Below are 17382 nucleotides of genomic sequence, written 5' to 3'. Positions count from 1 at the left end.
AGGGCCATGCCCGAGACCGGGGAAGATGACGTGTTCGGCCGGACACATGCAAATGCCCTAACCACGACAAGCACTCGAACGTCGCCGTCGACTACTTCTGGCACTCGTCGGTACCCAACAACCGGCGTAATAAGGACTACACCCTGTACGGGAACTGCACCTTCCGCGTGAAGGTGGGCGGTAAGACCGGAACGGCAAACCTAGGCTTCCGTTTCACCTACTCGCTGTTCGACGGGATCAGCACGTCATTCTCGGCGCAAGATGGGCCTGCCGCCGAAGACAGCACCGCCTTCTCAAGCGATCTCGACATCGCGTACGACTCCTGACGCGCACCGGCTCTCCGCGCATTGCCCTACGATGCCCGGAGAGCCGTGGTCGAGCCGGCGCCTGATGCAGGACGGCGCACGAACCTGTGGCGGCGGTCTTTTCTGCCGGAGGATGCTGCGGCACGTCAACCGCCTCCCGGGGCGGTGGGCAGCGCGAACTTTGTCGACCACCGCGTCCCCAGAGCCGCCCGGACAGCAACCTGACGCGCGCTGGTCAGGCCTCGCCGCCTACAAGGGGGCGGGTCCAGCGCGAGAGCACGGTCAGGCCGACGGTGTTGGTTGGTGCCCGTCCTGTTCATCGGCGTGGCCCAGCGGAGGGCGTGCCTGCGTTGTCCAACCTCGCGTCAGCGGGAAGCGCGCGCCACGAGTCCGGTCTCGTTCACGAAGCGCGCGAACTCCTCGATGAGGCGGTGTGACGCGGTCCGCATCGCGACCCGGGTCGTGCCCGCGACGTGCGGGGACAGGGTGCAGTACGGATTGTCGGCGAGCACGGAGGAGAAGCGCGCTCCCTCGGACTCGAAGACGTCGACTGCGGCCCGCGAGGGCCCGGAGGCGGGGTCTCGCAGCGCACGATCGAGGGCCTCCTCGCGTACGACACTCGCACGCGCCGTGTTGATCAGGACCGAGCCCGGCCGCATCAGCCGCAGCTCCTCCGCCCCGATAAGGCCCTCGGTCTCGACGGACGCCGGCACGTGCACCGACACCACGTCGCATCCGGCGAGCACGTCGGCCAGGGTCTGCACCCTGCGGCCTGGCCAATCGGCTGCCCGTTCCCGGGTGAACCGCGGCGATCCGAAGACCCACACCTCGGCACCGAACGCGCGCACGAGCTCGGCGGTGCGCCGCGCGACGGCCCCGGAGCCCACCAGCCCCACCCGTGCGCCGTCGAGACTGCTCGCGGGCAGGCCTTCGACCGCGGCGCTCCACGAACCCCCGCGCAGGTCCCGGTCGCGTCGGGCGATCCCGCGCAGCGCGTCCAGCATGAGCGAGACGGTCAGTTCCGCCACGGCGGCTGCGTTGGCGCCCGGGGCCATCCGGATCGCGACTCCCAGGCGCTGCGCCGCCGCGTGGTCGAAGGTGTCGGATCCGGCAGCGGCCCGCCCCACCAGGACCAGGCGGCGTCGCAGGCCGCCCGCGGTCGCGCGCTCCAGCACGTTCCGGGTGAGTGGAATGCCCGCATGGCACTTGAACGCCTGGTAGCCGCGCCCCTCGTCCTCCAGCCGACGGGTCAGTTCCTCCTCGGAGAAGCCGTCGAAATCCACGGTGTCCCAGTCGGCCTCGATCCGGGCGCGCAGCGCAGGGTCTGTCACGCGCCGAAGGTTGACCGTCGGCACCAGGCCCAGGGCGCTGAGGGCGGTGAGCTCCGTCAAGGCCTGTTCGCCCAAGGCCGGGTCCACGACGAGGACCCGGCAGGGTGCGGGATGGCCGTGCGTCGCGCTCACTCGCTCCTCCCGGCTGCCTCGAGGGGCGGCTCCCGAGCCCCTCGAGGACCTTACGCGTTCCGGCGGCACCGTTACAGGGCGGGTTCCATGCGTACGACATCGGCGAGCCGCTCCGACCACTGGCCTTTCGACGCGCCCAGCGCCACCTCGGCGAGGCGCAGCAGCTGGACGTCGGAGGTGCCGGCCGGGGCGAAGATGTGGTGCGCGTCGCGCAGGTAGCGCTCGATGGGGCGGTCGGTGAAGAGCCCGGCGGCGGCGTGGATCTCCATGGCGTCGCGCGCGGAGTCCAGCGCCGACTCGACGTTGACGAGCTTGGCGTTCATCAGCTCCGCGTCACAGGGCAGCCCCTGGTCGAGCAGGTGCACCGCGTGGTAGGCGGCCAGCCGCGCGGTCATCAGCCGGGACTGGATCCGGCCCAGCTTGAGCTTGACGGACGGCAGTTCGTGCAGCGGGGCGCCGTAGCGGTGGCGCTCCCCGCAGAAGCGGGTCGTCTCCTCCAGGATCGCCCGGTGGATGCCGAGCGAGACGGCGGTCAGGTTGGCCCGCCCGTACAGCACGCTGGAGGAGTAGGCGACGGCGAGCCCGTCCCCCTCGTCGCCGAGCCGGTTCGCCGCCGGAACGCGGCAGTCGTCGAAGAACAGCTCACCGAAGCTGAAGCCGTGCAGGCCCATGGTCGGCTTCTGGTCGCCGACGCGGAAGCCCGGACGCCAGGGCTCGACGAGGAAGGCCGTGAGCCCCTTCGCACCGGGTCCGGTGCGGACGACGACACCGTGCAGGTCCCCGACGTGGCTGTTGCCGACGAACACCTTCCGGCCGTTGAGGAGGTAGTCGTCGCCGTCCCGTACGGCGGTGGCGTTCATGCCCAGGACATGGCCGCCGGACTCGGGCTCGGTGACCGCGATCGTCGGCAGGCAGTCACCCGCCGCGATCGCGGGCAGCCAGGTCTTCTTCTGCTCGTCACTGCCGAAGTGCACGATCTTGGCGGCGCCCAGCTGGGAGGCCTGCACCATGGCGCCCATGGCACCGCTGACCCGGGACAGCTCCTCGATGATGATCGTCTTCCCGAGGTGGCCGACCCCCATCCCGCCGTAGTCCCTGCCGATCGTCGCGCCCAACCAGCCCTGCCGGGCGATGAGCCGGGACAGCTCGTGGTGCACCGTCCGGGCCGCCTCCATGGCGGGTATGAGTGGCTGGACCTCGGTCTCCGCGAAGTGCCTGACTTCCTCCCGTAGTTGGTGATGGAGTCGACTGGCGACATACCCGTCCATGCGAGCCCTCCTCTGCGAAACGCCTGCTCGCGGGGTTGTGAGAACAGGTGGTGCATCGGTAGTGGTCCCGTCCCGAACAGGCCGACCACCTCATGGTGCTGATCGTCTCCGACCCTTCAGCGCGATGCTCAACTTTGTCCAGAACACGGTCGGTTGACGTTTCACGAGGACTGTGGTTCCCGTGGTACTGGCCTGTCCGGTCCTATCCGGGGTCCATTCCCCCTGCGCTTCTTTCTGCCACATGCCAAGGGCAAAGCTTTCGCGGGTGTCTCGCCCGAGGGGTGGATGCCGACCTCTGCATTCACAGGGGCCTCAGGTGTACAGCGGGGGCGGATCGATTCGGCGCGGGGCCGACCGAATCCCTACCGTGGATGAGCGGGATCTGCGCTTCGTTGCGCGGACGCGATGGCCCGGGGGAGGGGTGTGCGCACCCTCCGGCGTGTGGGGGCGCACTGGGGCGTACGTCGCGTGACGGGGTCTCCCACGGGATGCGCGGGGGCGCGCGGAGGTGGGACACGCGCGGGGTGGTGCCCGTTTCGAACGTGTGATCGATCTGGAAAGCGGTTCGTGATCACCGCTCGGAGTGCGGTATTGTTCTCATGCACGCCGGGCCGGGGGAAACCCCAGGTCAGACGGGCATCGGGACGTGGCGCAGCTTGGTAGCGCACTTGACTGGGGGTCAAGGGGTCGCAGGTTCAAATCCTGTCGTCCCGACTTTGCGAAGTCGCAGGTCAGGGGCCGCTTCAGAGCGATCTGAAACGGCCCCTTGATCGTTTTTGGGGACCACTTGGGGACCAATGCGCCTTGACCGGGTCAGCGGGCGACCACGATCGGGCTCGGCAGGGACCGGGGAGCGCGGAGCACGCTGAGGTGGGCGGTGAGGGCGGCGCCTGCGGCGGTGATCTGGCGGACGTCGGGGTGCAGGTACCGCTGCGTGGTAGTCAGCGAGCCGTGCCCGGCGATCTTGCGCAGGACGTGCACCGGGACGCCGGCATCGGCGAACCAGGTAAGGCCGGTGTGGCGGAGATCGTGGCGGCGCAGGTGCTCGTACCCGAGTTTGGTGACGACGTCGTCCCAGTGGGTGGCGTCACGCAGGACCGCGGTGGAGATGCGGCCGCCCCGAGGCCCCGTGAACAGGCGGGCGTCTGGATCGGGGCCGGCGGCCAGAACGCGTTGGGCGACGAGCGGGCGGATCTCCTCGATGATCGGGACTTGGCGGGCCCGCTTGCCCTTCGTGCCCTTGTCGACGAGGCCGCCGGGGGCGGGCGTGGTCTGGCGCCGCACGGTCCAGATCCAGTTCGTGGTGTCGATGTCCCCGATGCGGCAGCCGGACACCTCGCCAATGCGGGCGGCGGTGCACGCGGCGAAGAGGACGACATCTCCCCAGCCCTGGTATTGGCGTGCGAGGCAGCCACGAGGGCATCAGCCAGCTCGACGAGCGTCTCCCAGTCGGGCAGGGCCAGCGCTCGCGGGTCGAGGAGCTCGTCCTCAGCCTGCTTGTAGAGCTTCTGCCACCCCGTCACGCGAGCCGGGTTGACCTTGATGATGCCGTCTCGGACCGCCTGCTCCATGACGCGTACCAGGACGGCGAGGGTGTTCTTGACGGTCGAACGGCCGGTCGCTCGCATCTCGGGGTGTTTGCCAAGATGCTGCGGATGCGGGGGCTCTGGACAGGCCGTCGAATGCCGCTTGCACTCGGGGCGATGACGCATGATGTGGAGTGCGTGGCGATTCTGGAGCACGCCTCAAAGGGGGCCTGGCCGGCGGTTTTGTCAATGCGCATTATGGCTGGTCAGGTCACCTGAAGAGCGGCGTTGGTGGGCGAGGAGATCTTCTTGAAGTTGTCTACCTGATGGCGCTGACCAGCGTAGATGAGGCTGTACCCGTCCCTGACCTGGGCAGATGAGCTTTCAGCGTCTTTCAGGTTCGTGCTGCGTTACGCGGTCGATTCTCCCCACGCGCTCCCCAGCATCGTCGACACTCCCCAGATTCTCCCCAAGAGGTGCCGTCGCGGCGGCCTGTGGTGGCATGGGAGGGCAGCCCATCGGAGGTACTGCGTCGGGCACGCTGCGTAACTGCCTGCGGGGCAGGGTGCAACCTGGCGCCGAGCGGATGAACATAGGGCATGGGTTTGACGCCGCTTACGCCCTCGAACCCCGCGCTGCTAGGAGCCGACGTCTATCCGATGACGCACCACGTGTAGTGCGTCGCGATCCTTGAGCAGACCGCGAGGGACTCCCGGCCTGCGGTTTTGTGCGTGCGCATTATGTGCGATGTGGGCGTTACGGGCGATATCTTGACGCTGGAATGACGTTCACGACGCTCATTTGACGCTCGTTCTGATCGAGTGTCAGGCGCCTGTACGGGAAGGTCATGAGGCCCGTCCTGCATGGTTGATGGCAGTGCATTTTGAAGAAAGTGGCCGCTCGGTGGGCGAGTTCCGTTGGGGTCATTTTTCGCGGAAGAGACCAGCGAACCTCGTGACCGGCCGCGTTGGGTGGTTACGAGGTTCGCTGACCCGTGTGGAATGGCCTTTCCGCTATTTCACGCTCGTGCCCGACAACACCGCGTCGGCACCTCGCGCGGCCAGGGCGGCTTTCAGATGCGGGACGCCGAGGTCCTTCAGCTCGTCGGTCTTCTTCGCGTTGCCCTCGACGGTGGAGCTGACGAGGCGGTTCTTCGCGATGACGGCCGGGGTGCCGGTCTCGGTCTTCACGCTGTCCACGCTCCGGGACCTGGCCGCCTGCTGGATAGGGAGCAGGAGTCGTTCTGGAGCCCGCATAAGGTGACAGATTTATAGCGGAATCGGCGTTATGGGATTCCCGCTGTGCCAGCCGCTGGCACATCAGCTACGGATGCCCGTGTCTTGACGTGCGAGGCGGGCCGACCCGCGGCTCACCCCCGCGGTGGCGATGGGCCCCTCCAGTGCCGGGTTCGACTCAGTGGTGGTGGCTGTCTTCGTGCCCGGGCTGCTCGTCGCCGTGGACGTCCTTCGAGGGCGCGGCGGGCGTCGGGGGCGAATCTGAAGGGGCACCCTCAGCAGGCGGATTCAACTCGGTGGGGCGGCTGCCAGGACTGCTGTCCTGTCCTTCGCGGCCGTCGTGTTCCGTGGTGACGCCACCGTGGTGTCCGCTCTCGGGCATGGTGGAGGCGATGTGCCGAAGGCCCACGAAGCTCAGCGCCGCGACCACGAGGACCGCCAGCCCAACGGGGCCGAAGATGCGCCGCCACGGTGCCGGCTCCTCCTTCAGCGTGTAGGCGACGTAGGCGAGGACGATGCCGAGCGGAATCAGCGTGGCGCTGCGCTCGGGTACGTCGGCGAAGTGCTGCAGGCCGCCGCTGAGCATGCCGAGCCCGAAGGACAGCACCGTCGATGTGGTGATCACCTTCAGAACCTGCGGCAAACCGGGCCGCTCTCGCGTGAGGACGAATTCGTTGAGGGCGGTAGCGGCGAGGAAGACGAGCACGCCGTAGCCGGCGATCAGCGAGTAGCGGGCCGGGTCCATCGGATGGTGCACGACCGCGCCGCTGATGAGTCCCGCTCCGACGTAGTAACCGACGTAGCCGAGGAAGCGGGCCGGCAGAGGGGTGCGGCGGGGGGTTTCGGAGGAGGCGGCTCGCCGCCTGCGGGCACGACGAGGCGCGGACGTGTCCTGCTGTGAGGTCGGCGCGTGGCGACCGGCGAGGTCAGAGGGGACGGACAAAGGAGTACCTTCCGAGCAAAAACGGGTTCGATGGGGAGACACGCACGGTCCGGCCGTGTTCGCGGCACCGAAGCGCGCACGAGGAGGCTGTGCGGTGATGAGTCGGAGGGAGCCGATCGGACTGGGACAGCCGACGGCGGGTCGGTTGCCGCCTGTCGCCTCCGCCATGGCCGACAGCGAGCAGCAGTGGCTCAGCCGTTGATGCGGTGCGGGCGGCTGATGCGGTGCGGGCGGCGTCGGGCATGCCGAAGGAAGGGACGGCGGTTCGTGACCGGGGAGACGTGACCCGAAGGATCTAGATTCGGAGGATCGCCGAACCGGTCAAAGGCGGAGACAGCCAAGGCGTGGCGGCCCGTCCCGCAGAGGTCGGCTCGCATGTACGGGGCGGCCGAACCGCCTCCAGCAGGGCCTCACCCGGGGCGGGCAGCGCCGCGCCCTGCTCGGGCTGGCCGGATGCGCACACATGCGCCGGATGCGTGGATCCCGAGTCACCATGCCGCTCGGTCGGCTGTCCGTCCGCATGCCGGTGGGGCGGGTGATCGCCGTGATCGGCCGCGGTGGTGTCATGGGCGTGGATAGCGAGAGCCACCGGTGCGCTGGCACCGTGGTGGGCATGTCTTGCGGCGCTCTCCCCGCTGACCCCATGGGTGTGGATCAGCGCGAGGAGCAGCGTGGCCAGCCAAAACAGCCGCAACGGACCCGCCTTTTGGGAGCGGGACCGGAGCACGCTGAAAACCGGCCGGACCGTCATCACGGCGTGAGCCTAGCGGTACCGCGGCGGTGCGGGGCAGCGGCCCCTGGGGGTGCCCTTGCTGCGGGGCGAAATGTGGCCTTGAAAGTCGTTCTCACTTAGCGTGGAAGGTGATCCTGAATTGCGGATCCGCCCAGGCTGATCCTGTTCGATTGAGGAGACCGCCGCAGATGAGCACCGCAGCGCCCCGCAAGCCGGCACGTCGCCGAGGGGCCCGGGCGGCCGTCGGGGCCCTGGCCATAGCGGCCATAGTGGCGGGAAGCGCCTGTTCCAACGGCGCGACCGGCGCCAATGCCTCGCTCGCCGCCCAGCCCACCGACGGGGACGGTGATCCGATCCGCGTCGTGGCGGCGGAGAATTTCTGGGGGAGCCTCGCCGAGCAGCTCGGCGGAGACCGGGTAGAGGTCACGAGCATCATCGACAGCCCCGACGCGGACCCGCACGATTACGAGCCGACGGCCGCCGACGCACGGGACGCTGCCACCGCCCGGTACGCGATCGTCAACGGCGCGGGCTACGACGCCTGGGCGGAGAAGCTGCTCGCATCCAACCCGGACCCGGACCGTACCGTGCTGGACATCGGAAAGCTCGTGGGCGTCGAGGAAGGCGGCAATCCGCACCTCTGGTACTCGCCCGACTACGTCCACCGGGTCATCCACCGGATCACCGAGGACTACAAGGAGATCAGCCCGGCCGACGCCGCGTACTTCGACCGGCAGAAGAACACCGTGGAGACCAAGGCGCTCGCGCGCTACGACCAGCTCGTCTCCGAGATCAGGCAGAAGTACGGGGGCACACCGATCGGAGCCTCCGAGTCGATCGTGACGCCCCTTGCCGAGGGGCTGGACCTCAAGGTTCTGACCCCGGAGTCCTTCCTGGACGCCATCAGCGAGGGCGTGGACCCCACCGGCAGGGACAAGGCCGTGGTCGACCGCCAGATCGCCGAGAAGGAGATCAAGGTCTACGTCTACAACAGTCAGAACTCCACGCCGGACGTGCGCGCCCAGGTGGAGGCAGCCCGGGGCGAGGGCATTCCGGTCGCGACGGTCACCGAGACCCTCACACCGGCGGGCGCCTCCTTCCAGGAATGGCAGGTCGCTCAGTTGCAGGTGATCCGACAAGCGCTGGCCGAGGCCACGGGGAGGTAGGAGAGGGGAGAGCGTGAATCCCATCGCCCGCATACGCGAAACGGTGCGCCCGGGCGGACCGCCGAGGGCAGCGATGCCCCCGGACACGCGCGGCGCCGATGCGGATGCGCCGCGGACGATCGCCCCGACCGGGTCCTCTCCATCCGAGCCGTACTCTGACTCGGCCCGGCCCCCGGGGCAGCTCTCGGAACCCGTCGTATCACTGCGTAACACCGCTGTCCGGCTGGATGGGCGCGTCGTGTGGTCCGGGGTCGACCTCGACGTGCGTGCCGGGGAGTTCGTGTCGCTGCTCGGCCCCAACGGGGTCGGCAAATCCACCCTCGTCAAGGTCATCCTCGGTGTCCAGCAGCCTGCCGCCGGGGAGATACGCGTGCTGGGGCGACGGCCTGGCCGGGCCAACCATGACGTCGGCTACCTGCCGCAGCGGCGCAGTTTCGATTCCTCGCTGCGCGTCCGCGGTATCGACATCGTCCGGCTCGGCTGGGACGGCGATCGCTGGGGTGTGCCGCTGCCGGGAGCGGCACGGTTCACCGCTCGGGGCCGTGCGGCCCGCGAACGTATCGACGAGGTCATCGACCTGGTCGGCGCCGCGGCCTACGCGAAGCGGCCGATCGGCCAGTGCTCGGGCGGTGAGCAGCAGCGGCTCCTCATCGCGCAAGCCCTGATCCACCGCCCGAAGCTGCTGCTGCTGGACGAGCCGCTGGACAGCCTGGACCTGCCCACCGAGGCGGCTGTCGTGACGCTCATCGACCGGATCCGGCGGGAGGAGGGCGTCGCGGTGGTGCTGGTGGCGCACGACGTGAACCCGATTCTCCCCTACCTCGACCGCGTGGTGTACCTCGCCGAGCGGGGCGCCGTCGCAGGAACTCCCGCCCAGGTGATCAACTCCGAGACGCTGTCGCGCCTGTACGGCACGCCCATCGAGGTGCTGCGCGCTGCCGACGGTCGCCTGGTCGTCGTCGGGCAACCCGACGCGCCCGCCCTCCACACCGACCGGCACACCGGTCCAGGGCCCGGAGTAGGGGATGGCGACGGCTGACGTCGGCCTGCCGGCACGGCCGTGGCACCTGGGCGCCGACCTCGGGGAGATCTGGTCCTACCCGTTCATGGTCAACGCGTTCCTGGCCGGTACCGCCGTCGCCGTCCTCGCCGGAGCGATCGGCTGGTTCATGGTCCTGCGACGGCAGAGTTTCGCCGGCCACACCCTGGCGCTGGTCGGCTTCCCGGGGGCCGCGGGCGCGACCCTGCTGGGCATCGGCGCCGTCTTCGGGTACTTCGCCTTCTGCGTCGCCGCCGCATTCGTCATCGCCGCGATCCCCCGAACCGGCCGGGGCGGCAGCGGCCAGGAGTCCGCGCTCATCGGAACCGTGCAGGCATTCCTGCTGTCCTGCGGCTTCCTGTTCATCGCTCTGTACGAGGGGTTCCTGGGCGGCGTCAACGCGCTGCTGTTCGGCAGTTTCCTCGGCATTACGACGGCGCAGGTGTGGACGTTGGTGGCGGTGACGGCCGGCACGCTCGCTGTCCTTGTGGTCATCGGGCGGCCGCTGCTCTTCTCCTCCACCGACCCCGATGTGGCGGCCGGACGCGGGGTACCGACGCGTGCGCTGTCCACGGTCTTTCTGGTGCTGCTCGGAGTGGCCGCGGCCGGGACGAGCCAGATCACCGGCGTCCTGCTGGTCTTCGCCCTGCTGGTGATGCCCGCCGCCACCGCTCAGACGCTCACCGCGCGCCCCGCCCTCGGCATGGCCTTGTCGGTGCTCATCGGCGTGCTCGTCACCTGGTTCGCGCTGATCGTTGCCTACCACTCGACGTATCCCATCGGGTTCTTCGTGACGACCTTCGCCTTCGGTACGTACGTCCTCGCCCGGCTCGGCGTCCTCGCGCGCTGGGGTCTGCGGGACGCCGTCTCGCGGAGCTCCGCGGTACGGGCCGCCGCCGCGGGAGACCTGCCGTGACGCCGCTCGCGGAGGCCGGGTGGGTGGTTGCCTGGCTGGGCCCTGCGTTCTTCCAGAACGCGTTGCTCGCGGGAACGGCCATCGCCGTGGCAGCCGGGCTGGTCGGCTACTTCCTCGTCCTGCGCGCCCAGGTGTTCACCGGCGACGCGCTCAGCCACGTCGCCTTCACCGGCGCGCTCGCCGCCCTGGCCTTCGGTTACGACGCCCGCATCGGCCTGTTCACGGCCACCATCGCCGTGGCGCTGCTCCTGGGCATGCTCGGCCGCCGGGGCTGGGCCGACGACGTCGCCATCGGCAGCGTCTTCTCCTGGATCCTCGGTCTGGGCACCTTCTTCCTCACCCTGTACATCACCACCCGCAGCACCGCGGACAGTGGCGTGGGTGTGAAGGTGCTGTTCGGCTCGATCTTCGGTCTGTCCGCGGACCAGGCGCGCACGGCCGCACTGATCGCCGCCAGTATCTGTCTGGCGATGCTCGCCATCGCGCGCCCCCTGCTGTTCGCCTCGCTCGACGAGGCGGTGGCGACCGCTCGGGGCGTTCCCGTACGCGTACTGGGCTTCGCTTTCCTTGCTCTCGTCGGTGCTTGCGCGGCGCAGGCCACGCAAGCGGTCGGCGCCCTGCTGTTGCTCGGCCTGCTCGCCGCCCCGGCAGGTGCGGCCATGCGCCTGACCGCCCGTCCCTACCGCGCGCTCGTTCTGTCCGCCGTCCTCGCCGTCGCCGAGATGTGGGCCGGGCTCGGCCTCAGCTACGCGGTACCGAAGCTGCCGCCGAGTTTCGCCATTATGGCCGCGGCCACCGTCGTGTACGCCGCGGCCGTCGCCCTCGGCCGCCGACGGGCCGTAGCAGGGTCCGTGGTCGTGCGCTGATTGCCGCGTACCTGTCCAGAGGGTCACAATGGAGACAGGTTGGGCGTAGGGGCTCACTCTCCGAAGGAGCGCCCGATGCATCCCGCTGCTCTGGCCGGTGCGGCCGCCGGCCGCTTGGCCCATTTCGCCGTGTCCGGCGTGATCGGTGGACTGATCTTCCGCGGTGCGGCCAAGGCCGCCCCCACCGTGAAACCCGTCGCTCGCAAGGCGGTCGTCGGCGGCCTCGCGGGCGGAATCGTGGCGGGCCGGTGGCTCGGCTCCGCGGCCGAGGAGGCCCGGCTGAAGGCGGGGGACATGCTCGCCGAGGCCCGGTCGTCCCTGGGTGAGGAAGCGCCGCCGCCCTCCGCGGTCAGCGTCGAAGGCCACGACCACGACCACGAACACTGATCATGTCCGACATCGTCGTGCGCTCCGTGGCCGCCGGCCGTGTACGCCTCACCGTGCCGTGGCTGCGAGCGCGGCCCGGCTGTGCCGGGCTGGTCGATGACCGGCTCGCCGACCTGCGGGGCTTCCGGGCGCTGCGGATCTTCCCCCGGACCGGGAGCGTGGTGGTCTGGGTGGCACCCGACCACCTGGACGTGGACCGGCTGGTGGCCGCCCTGGACGAAGCACCTCCGCCGACCGCCGTGGCCAAGCCGAGCCGGGCCGTCCCCGACTCCTCCACGGGCGAGGTCGCCCGGCTGGTGGTCGGCGGAGCCGTCCTCGCCCTCGTCGCCGTACACCGGCTCCTGCTGCGCCGCCCGCCCTGGACGGTCGGCGCGCCCCTCGGCTTCCTGCGCGTCGCCACCGTCTTCAGCGGTCTGCCCTTCTTCCGCGGAGCCTTCCACACCGTCCTGGGACGCCGATATCCCGGTACGGACACCCTGGTCACCGCCGCCACCCTGATCTCGCTGGTCCTGCGCGAGAACGTGGTGGCCCTCACCGTGCTGTGGCTGCTGAACATCGGCGAGTTCCTCCAGACCCTGACGCTGCGCCGCACCCGCCGCGCCATCGAGGAGTTGCTGAGCGTCGGTGAGGAGCGGGTCTGGCTCGTACGGGACGGCGTCGAGGTGGAGGTGGCGCTGGAGGACGTCGAGACCGAGGACCTGGTGGCCGTCTACGAACACCACAGGATCCCCGTCGACGGCACCGTCGTCTCCGGCGAGGGCCTCGTGGACCAGGCGGCGATCACGGGCGAGGCCCTCCCCGTCTACGTACGCGAGGGCGCGGACGTTTACGCGGGCACCATCGTCACCAACGGATCGCTCACCATCCGCGCCACTTCCGTCGGCCGCGACACCACCGTCGGCCGCATCATCAGCCGCGTCGAGGAGGCCCAGGCCGACCGCGCGCCCATCCAGACCGTCGCCACCCGCTTCACCCGCCGGTTCGTGCCGGTCTCCTTCGCGCTGGCGGCAGGTACGTACGCGCTCACGCGTGACGCCCGCCGCGCCATGACCATGCTGCTCATCGCATGCCCGTGCGCCGCGGGGCTCGCCACCCCGACCGCGATCAGCGCGGCCATCGGCAACGGAGCCAGGCACGGCACCCTGATCAAGGGCGGTACGCACCTGGAGGGCGTCGGGCGCGTCACCGCCGTGGTCTTCGACAAGACCGGCACCCTCACCCTCGGCCGTCCGCTCGTCACCAGCGTGGTCACCTTCCACGAGGAGTTCACCGCCGACGAGGTGCTCAGCCTGGCCGCCTCGGGGGAACTGCACGCCCGCCACCCGCTCGCCGAGGCGATCGTCCGCCGCACCGAGGAGCAGCACCTGCACATCCCGATCCACCAGGCGTGCGAGGTGGTCCTCGGCATGGGCATGCGTGCCGAACTGGACGGCAGCCGCCTGCTGGTCGGCAGCCCGGCCCTGCTGCGCCGTCACGGCATGCATCTGCCCGACGAGGCACAGACGTGGACCGAACGCCTGCGCTCCCAGGGGGAGACGGTCATCTGCCTGGCGCACGACGACGATCTGATCGGCATGCTCGGCCTGTCCGACGCTGTACGCGGCGGAGCGCACACCGTCGTACGCCAGCTGGAGGACCTCGGCGTACAGCGCATCATCCTGCTCACCGGCGATGCCCCGGAGACGGCCCAGGCGGTCGCCGACGCCCTCGGTATCACGGAGGTCCACGCCCACGCGCTGCCCGAGGGCAAGCTCCAGCTCATCCGCGACCTCCAGGACGAGGGCCACTTGGTGGCCATGGTCGGCGACGGCACCAATGACGCCCCCGCCCTGGCCCTGGCCGACGTCGGCATCGCGATGGGCGCCCACTCCTCGCACGTGGCGCTGGAGACCGCCGACATCGCGCTCGCGGGCAACGACCTGCGGCAGGTGGCCGCCGTCGTCGAACTGAGCCGCCACACGCTGCGCGTCGTACGGCAGAACTACGGTCTGGCCATCGGCGTCAACCTGCTCGGCCTGGGCGCCGGCGCGGGAGGATCCATCAACCCGGTGGTGGCCGCCCTCCTGCACAACACGAGCAGCATCGCCGTCGTCGGCAACTCGGCCCGCCTGGTCAACCACACCCCGCGTCTGCCGGGCGAACACGGTCCCGCCCTGTACGCGGCGCCACTGGAGGACCGCCGCGTGATCTGACCTGACCTCCGACCCGGCCTCCTATTTCGCGGACACGGGACGCCCGGCGCGCTGCTCGCGTCGCTGGTCGTCCTGCTTACGCCAGCCGTACCGAGTCACTCCTCGCGGCTTGAACACCGAGAGGCCCAGCGCGGTGAGCAGGACCACCAGTCCGCCTACGGAGTGGGGGAGCGTGCCGGGCAGTCCGCGCGGATCGGAGCTGGACGCCGCGAGCTCCGCGAGGTGGCTCACCGTCTGGACCTCGATCAGCAGGACGGTGGCGGCGAGGAAGGTGAGCAGGAATTTGACCAGGACCCAGTAATGCCGGAACAAGCCCCATGGGGTGCCCAGCGCGTTGACGATCCCGATGAAGACCGACGCGAGGGCCAGCGGGACGATGGCGTAGAGGGCCGTCAGCTCCATCGCGGTGTAGGCGCCCCGCACCGTCGCCACCTCCTGGCCGGTCACGGCGGTGACGTCAAGGGCGAGGTACGCGCAGACCGCGCCGAGCCAGCCGACCGAGGTAGCGACGTGCAGCGTGAGCACGACCTTGCGGAGGCGCGGCGGCATGGTCATCGGTCGCCGGCCTCGACCTGCTGTGCCTGGGTGACGCCGACGCCCATGTGCCGGCCGGGGCCGTGATCGCCGCCGAGGCCCGTGAGCATGAGGATCGCCAAGAGCAGCACGAGGATGCCGACGACGATCGCGGACACCTTCACCCAGCGCGGCGCCTTGGGAGGTGCGGTGCCGCCGTTGTCGGCGGGGGAGTGGGGTGAGTCAGTCATGGAAGTGCTCCGTGCGCGTGGTCGGCGGATTACTCCGAACACCATCATTTATGAGACAGAGTGTCACGGTGGCGTCAATGCGTACAATGCACGAGTGCCGAAGCTGTGGAACGAGACGATCGAGACCCACCGAAACGCGGTCCGTCAGGCGATCCTGGAGACCACCTGGGCGCTGGTGACCGAGCACGGGCTGATGTCGGTGACCATGTCCCAGATCGCCGAGAAGGCCGGCATCGGCCGGGCGACGCTGTACAAGTACTTCCCGGACGTCGAATCCATCCTGACCGCCCACCACGAACGCCACGTCGCCGCCCACCTCGCACATCTGGCCGAACTCCGGGACCGGCCCGGCACCCCCGGGGAACGCCTCGAAGCAGTGCTGGAGCGCTACGCGCTCATCTCCCATCACCGCGGGCGCCACGGCACCGAAGAACTCGCGGCGCTCCTGCACCGCGGCGAGCCCGTAGCCCAAGCCCAGCGGCAGCTCACCGACCTGTTCCACGGCCTGCTGACGCAAGCCGCGACGAGCGGCGACATCCGGGACGACATCGCACCCGACGAGCTTGCGAACTACTGCCTCCACGCCCTCGGCGCCGCCAGCGCCCTCCCCTCCGAAGCCGCGGTCCGCCGTCTCGTCGCGGTCACCCTGGCCGGGCTGCGCCCGCCGCGCTGACCACGGGCGCGGACGAAGTCAGTGGTAGGCGTGGACGACGGCATGGCCCTTGCCGCGGCCGATCATCCACTTGTTCAGCGGCGTGGTGATGACGAACGCGACGGCGAAGCCGCCGAGCAGCGCTCCCCAGAACAGCCCGTCGGACAGGTGGGCGTCCAGGGCGCCGGGGGTGAGGGCGATGATCAGGTTGTCCACCAGCTCCATGACGGCGATGGACACGGTGTCGGCGGCGAGCGCGGTGCGAACGGCGGCCTTCAACCCGAGGCCCGCCCTGCGCACCGCGTACATGGTGAAGGAGTAGCCGAAGAGGAAGGCGAGGCAGATCGCCAGCACCATGGTGGGAGCGTTGCCCCAGCGCAGGGCGGTGCCGATGACCATGCCCAGGATCTCGCCGAACACGCACCCGGTGAGGCAGTGCGCTGTCGCCCGCGCCGCGGTACCCCAGGAGGCGCCGCCCGCCCCCGCATGTCCGGCGTGATCGTGCCCAGCGTGCCCCTGCGGCCTCGCCCGGCTGCTGGGAGCGACGTGATGAGCGTTGTGGTCCATGCGGTCCATGACGTCTCCCCTCTCACCGTCCCAGTGTCGGGCCAGGGGGAGCCCGGCACCACGGGAGCGCATCACGGCAGGTGCAGCAGGCAGAGTTGGTACTCCTCGACCTGCGGCAGTCGCTGTGCGGCCAGCCCGGCGAGCATGTCCTGATAGGCGGCGGGCTCTGTGGGGGCAGGCTGCTGAGCGTGTGCGAGGCGAGCAGGCGCGTTCCGGGGCGCCACTGGGCGACCTCGGCGGGGTCCGCGCAGGCCCAGCGCATCCGGGCGTCGACCTTGCTCAGCGCGTCGTGGGTGTCCTGGGTGCTGATGATCGTCGGCCCGGCGGTGTCCAGGGCCAGCAGGGATCCGGGGAACCGTTCGGCGATCAGGTCGACGACGTGCCGCACCTCGTGCTCGTCGAGGAAGGGAAGCACTGCCTCGGCGCTGAAGAAGTACGGGCCCGCCGCCGGGCGTGGCCACCTCCGCGGTCCAGGAGTCGTCCGTCACGGAAGCGGCGATCATCTTCCGCCGCGGCTCGTCCCGGAAGAATCGTCGGCGCAAGGCGATGACGTCGGGCAGATCGAGGTCGAACCAGTGAGCTTGGCCGTTGTCGACGCGTTCGAAGCGGGTGTTGAGGCCGGTTCCGATCTCCACGACCGTGCCGCGGGGGTGGGCCCCTAGGAAGTCGGTGACCCAGCGGTCGAAGAGGGCGGTGCGCAGCACCGTTCCGATGAGGCTCGGCAGGTTGTCGAAGCGTGTGAAGTCGTACGGGATCGAGGCCACGATCTCCTCGGCGCGCGCGTCGCGCAGTGCCGCGTCCTTCTTGCGGTTCTCGATTGCCCGGCCGTACAGCGGGATGAGAAGGGTCTCCTGGACCGGGCCGAGGTCCAGGCGTACGTGTCGCTCGGTCATGGCAACCTCTCTCGGTGGCGTCGGTACGTTCCGGGCTGGGCAGTGCCGTGGCTGCGACCACTGCCCAGCCCGGGGTCTTCTCACCGCGGCAGGAGTCAGCCGCTGGGACTGACGGCCGGGGTGCGGGCGGTGGCCGACGACCGCAGCCGCGCCACCAGCCCGTGCCTGGGTGCCAGCAGCCACGCCACGGCGAAGAATCCGGTCAGGACCACGACGACGGAGCCGCCGGCCGCCAGGTCGTAGGCGTAACTGACGTACAGACCCGCGAGGCTGCCAGCGCAGCCGAATGCCGAGGCGAGCAGCGTCATGGCCCATAGGCGTTCGGTCAGCAGCCGGGCGGTGGCCGCCGGGGTGATGAGCAGGGCCAGGACGAGGATGTTGCCGACCGCCTCCAGGGACATCACGATCGTGGCGGTCACGACGACGTACAGCGTCAGGTCGAGGCGAGGGTCTGATCTCCGGGTCCT

At 69.9% G+C, this 17382-nt stretch carries 16 protein-coding genes, 1 tRNA gene and 1 pseudogene; 9 read left to right on the top strand and 9 right to left on the bottom strand.

The features are described from left to right. Positions 1 to 173 precede the first annotated feature (173 nt). Positions 174 to 326, top strand: a complete 153-nt coding sequence (locus AB0A69_RS04490; RefSeq protein ID WP_361415279.1) for a hypothetical protein — start codon at positions 174 to 176, stop codon at positions 324 to 326. 344 nt (positions 327 to 670) lie between these two features. Here AB0A69_RS04490 and AB0A69_RS04485 read toward each other — a convergent pair whose 3' ends face one another. Together AB0A69_RS04485 and AB0A69_RS04480 are read right to left on the bottom strand one after the other, a co-directional pair. After that, on the bottom strand, positions 671 to 1768 hold the full coding sequence (locus AB0A69_RS04485; protein ID WP_361415277.1) for an NAD(P)-dependent oxidoreductase: 1098 nt from the start codon (positions 1766 to 1768) through the stop codon (positions 671 to 673). A gap of 71 nt (positions 1769 to 1839) precedes the next feature. Then, entirely contained in the window at positions 1840 to 3036 is a 1197-nt protein-coding gene (locus AB0A69_RS04480) for an acyl-CoA dehydrogenase family protein (protein WP_361415275.1), read from the bottom strand. A 640-nt stretch (positions 3037 to 3676) separates the two neighbouring features. Between AB0A69_RS04480 and AB0A69_RS04475 the strand changes: the two genes are divergently transcribed. Then, positions 3677 to 3750, top strand: a tRNA-Pro gene (locus AB0A69_RS04475). Between the two features lie 99 nt (positions 3751 to 3849). Here AB0A69_RS04475 and AB0A69_RS04470 read toward each other — a convergent pair. From AB0A69_RS04470 to AB0A69_RS04460, 3 genes and pseudogenes are all read right to left on the bottom strand, one after another. Further along, positions 3850 to 4649: pseudogene (locus AB0A69_RS04470) on the bottom strand (site-specific integrase); the annotation flags it as partial. 926 nt (positions 4650 to 5575) lie between these two features. Continuing rightward, positions 5576 to 5752, bottom strand: a complete 177-nt coding sequence (locus AB0A69_RS04465; RefSeq protein ID WP_361415273.1) for a hypothetical protein — start codon at positions 5750 to 5752, stop codon at positions 5576 to 5578. A 223-nt stretch (positions 5753 to 5975) separates the two neighbouring features. Beyond that, a complete protein-coding gene (locus AB0A69_RS04460; RefSeq protein ID WP_361415271.1) occupies positions 5976 to 6740 on the bottom strand; it encodes a hypothetical protein in 765 nt (254 codons plus the stop codon). A 921-nt stretch (positions 6741 to 7661) separates the two neighbouring features. Here AB0A69_RS04460 and AB0A69_RS04455 point away from each other — a divergent pair. The 6 genes from AB0A69_RS04455 to AB0A69_RS04430 all read left to right on the top strand — a co-directional run bounded on the left by AB0A69_RS04455 (position 7662) and on the right by AB0A69_RS04430 (position 14039). Continuing rightward, entirely contained in the window at positions 7662 to 8639 is a 978-nt protein-coding gene (locus AB0A69_RS04455; RefSeq protein WP_361415269.1) for a zinc ABC transporter substrate-binding protein, read from the top strand. Positions 8640 to 8877: 238 nt separating this feature from the next. After that, complete coding sequence (locus AB0A69_RS04450) at positions 8878 to 9678, top strand: metal ABC transporter ATP-binding protein (RefSeq protein WP_361415267.1); 801 nt, start codon at positions 8878 to 8880, stop codon at positions 9676 to 9678. Next, a complete protein-coding gene (locus AB0A69_RS04445) occupies positions 9665 to 10594 on the top strand; it encodes a metal ABC transporter permease (RefSeq protein WP_361415265.1) in 930 nt (309 codons plus the stop codon). Before AB0A69_RS04450 ends, AB0A69_RS04445 begins: the two co-directional genes overlap by 14 nt. Then, complete coding sequence (locus AB0A69_RS04440; protein WP_361415263.1) at positions 10591 to 11460, top strand: metal ABC transporter permease; 870 nt, start codon at positions 10591 to 10593, stop codon at positions 11458 to 11460. The genes AB0A69_RS04445 and AB0A69_RS04440 overlap by 4 nt, the downstream gene beginning before the upstream one ends. A gap of 75 nt (positions 11461 to 11535) precedes the next feature. Further along, positions 11536 to 11847 carry a DUF1490 family protein gene (locus AB0A69_RS04435; RefSeq protein ID WP_361415261.1) on the top strand — a complete coding sequence of 104 codons (312 nt, stop codon included), beginning with the start codon at positions 11536 to 11538 and terminating at the stop codon, positions 11845 to 11847. A gap of 2 nt (positions 11848 to 11849) precedes the next feature. Continuing rightward, positions 11850 to 14039, top strand: a complete 2190-nt coding sequence (locus AB0A69_RS04430; protein WP_361415260.1) for a cation-translocating P-type ATPase — start codon at positions 11850 to 11852, stop codon at positions 14037 to 14039. Between the two features lie 21 nt (positions 14040 to 14060). Here the strand turns inward: AB0A69_RS04430 and AB0A69_RS04425 are convergent, their stop codons facing one another. Further along, positions 14061 to 14594, bottom strand: a complete 534-nt coding sequence (locus AB0A69_RS04425; protein ID WP_361415258.1) for a hypothetical protein — start codon at positions 14592 to 14594, stop codon at positions 14061 to 14063. Then, a complete protein-coding gene (locus AB0A69_RS04420) occupies positions 14591 to 14803 on the bottom strand; it encodes a hypothetical protein (RefSeq protein WP_361415256.1) in 213 nt (70 codons plus the stop codon). The genes AB0A69_RS04425 and AB0A69_RS04420 overlap by 4 nt, the downstream gene beginning before the upstream one ends. Positions 14804 to 14897: 94 nt before the next feature. Here AB0A69_RS04420 and AB0A69_RS04415 point away from each other — a divergent pair, with 94 nt between their 5' ends. Next, positions 14898 to 15476 (top strand): TetR/AcrR family transcriptional regulator, encoded by a 579-nt coding sequence (locus AB0A69_RS04415; RefSeq protein ID WP_361415254.1) that lies wholly within the window; start codon positions 14898 to 14900, stop codon positions 15474 to 15476. Between the two features lie 18 nt (positions 15477 to 15494). Here the strand turns inward: AB0A69_RS04415 and AB0A69_RS04410 are convergent, their stop codons facing one another. Then, positions 15495 to 16022, bottom strand: coding sequence for a DUF4396 domain-containing protein (locus AB0A69_RS04410; RefSeq protein ID WP_361416758.1), 528 nt, complete (start codon positions 16020 to 16022; stop codon positions 15495 to 15497). A gap of 988 nt (positions 16023 to 17010) precedes the next feature. After that, positions 17011 to 17316: a metal ABC transporter permease gene (locus AB0A69_RS04405; RefSeq protein WP_361416755.1), complete on the bottom strand. Its 306-nt coding sequence runs from the start codon at positions 17314 to 17316 to the stop codon at positions 17011 to 17013. Positions 17317 to 17382 lie beyond the last annotated feature (66 nt).

The sequence above is a fragment of the Streptomyces sp. NPDC045431 genome (assembly GCF_040646655.1).
GTDB lineage: Bacteria > Actinomycetota > Actinomycetes > Streptomycetales > Streptomycetaceae > Streptomyces.
This window is presented reverse-complemented; position numbering and strand designations above follow the sequence as displayed.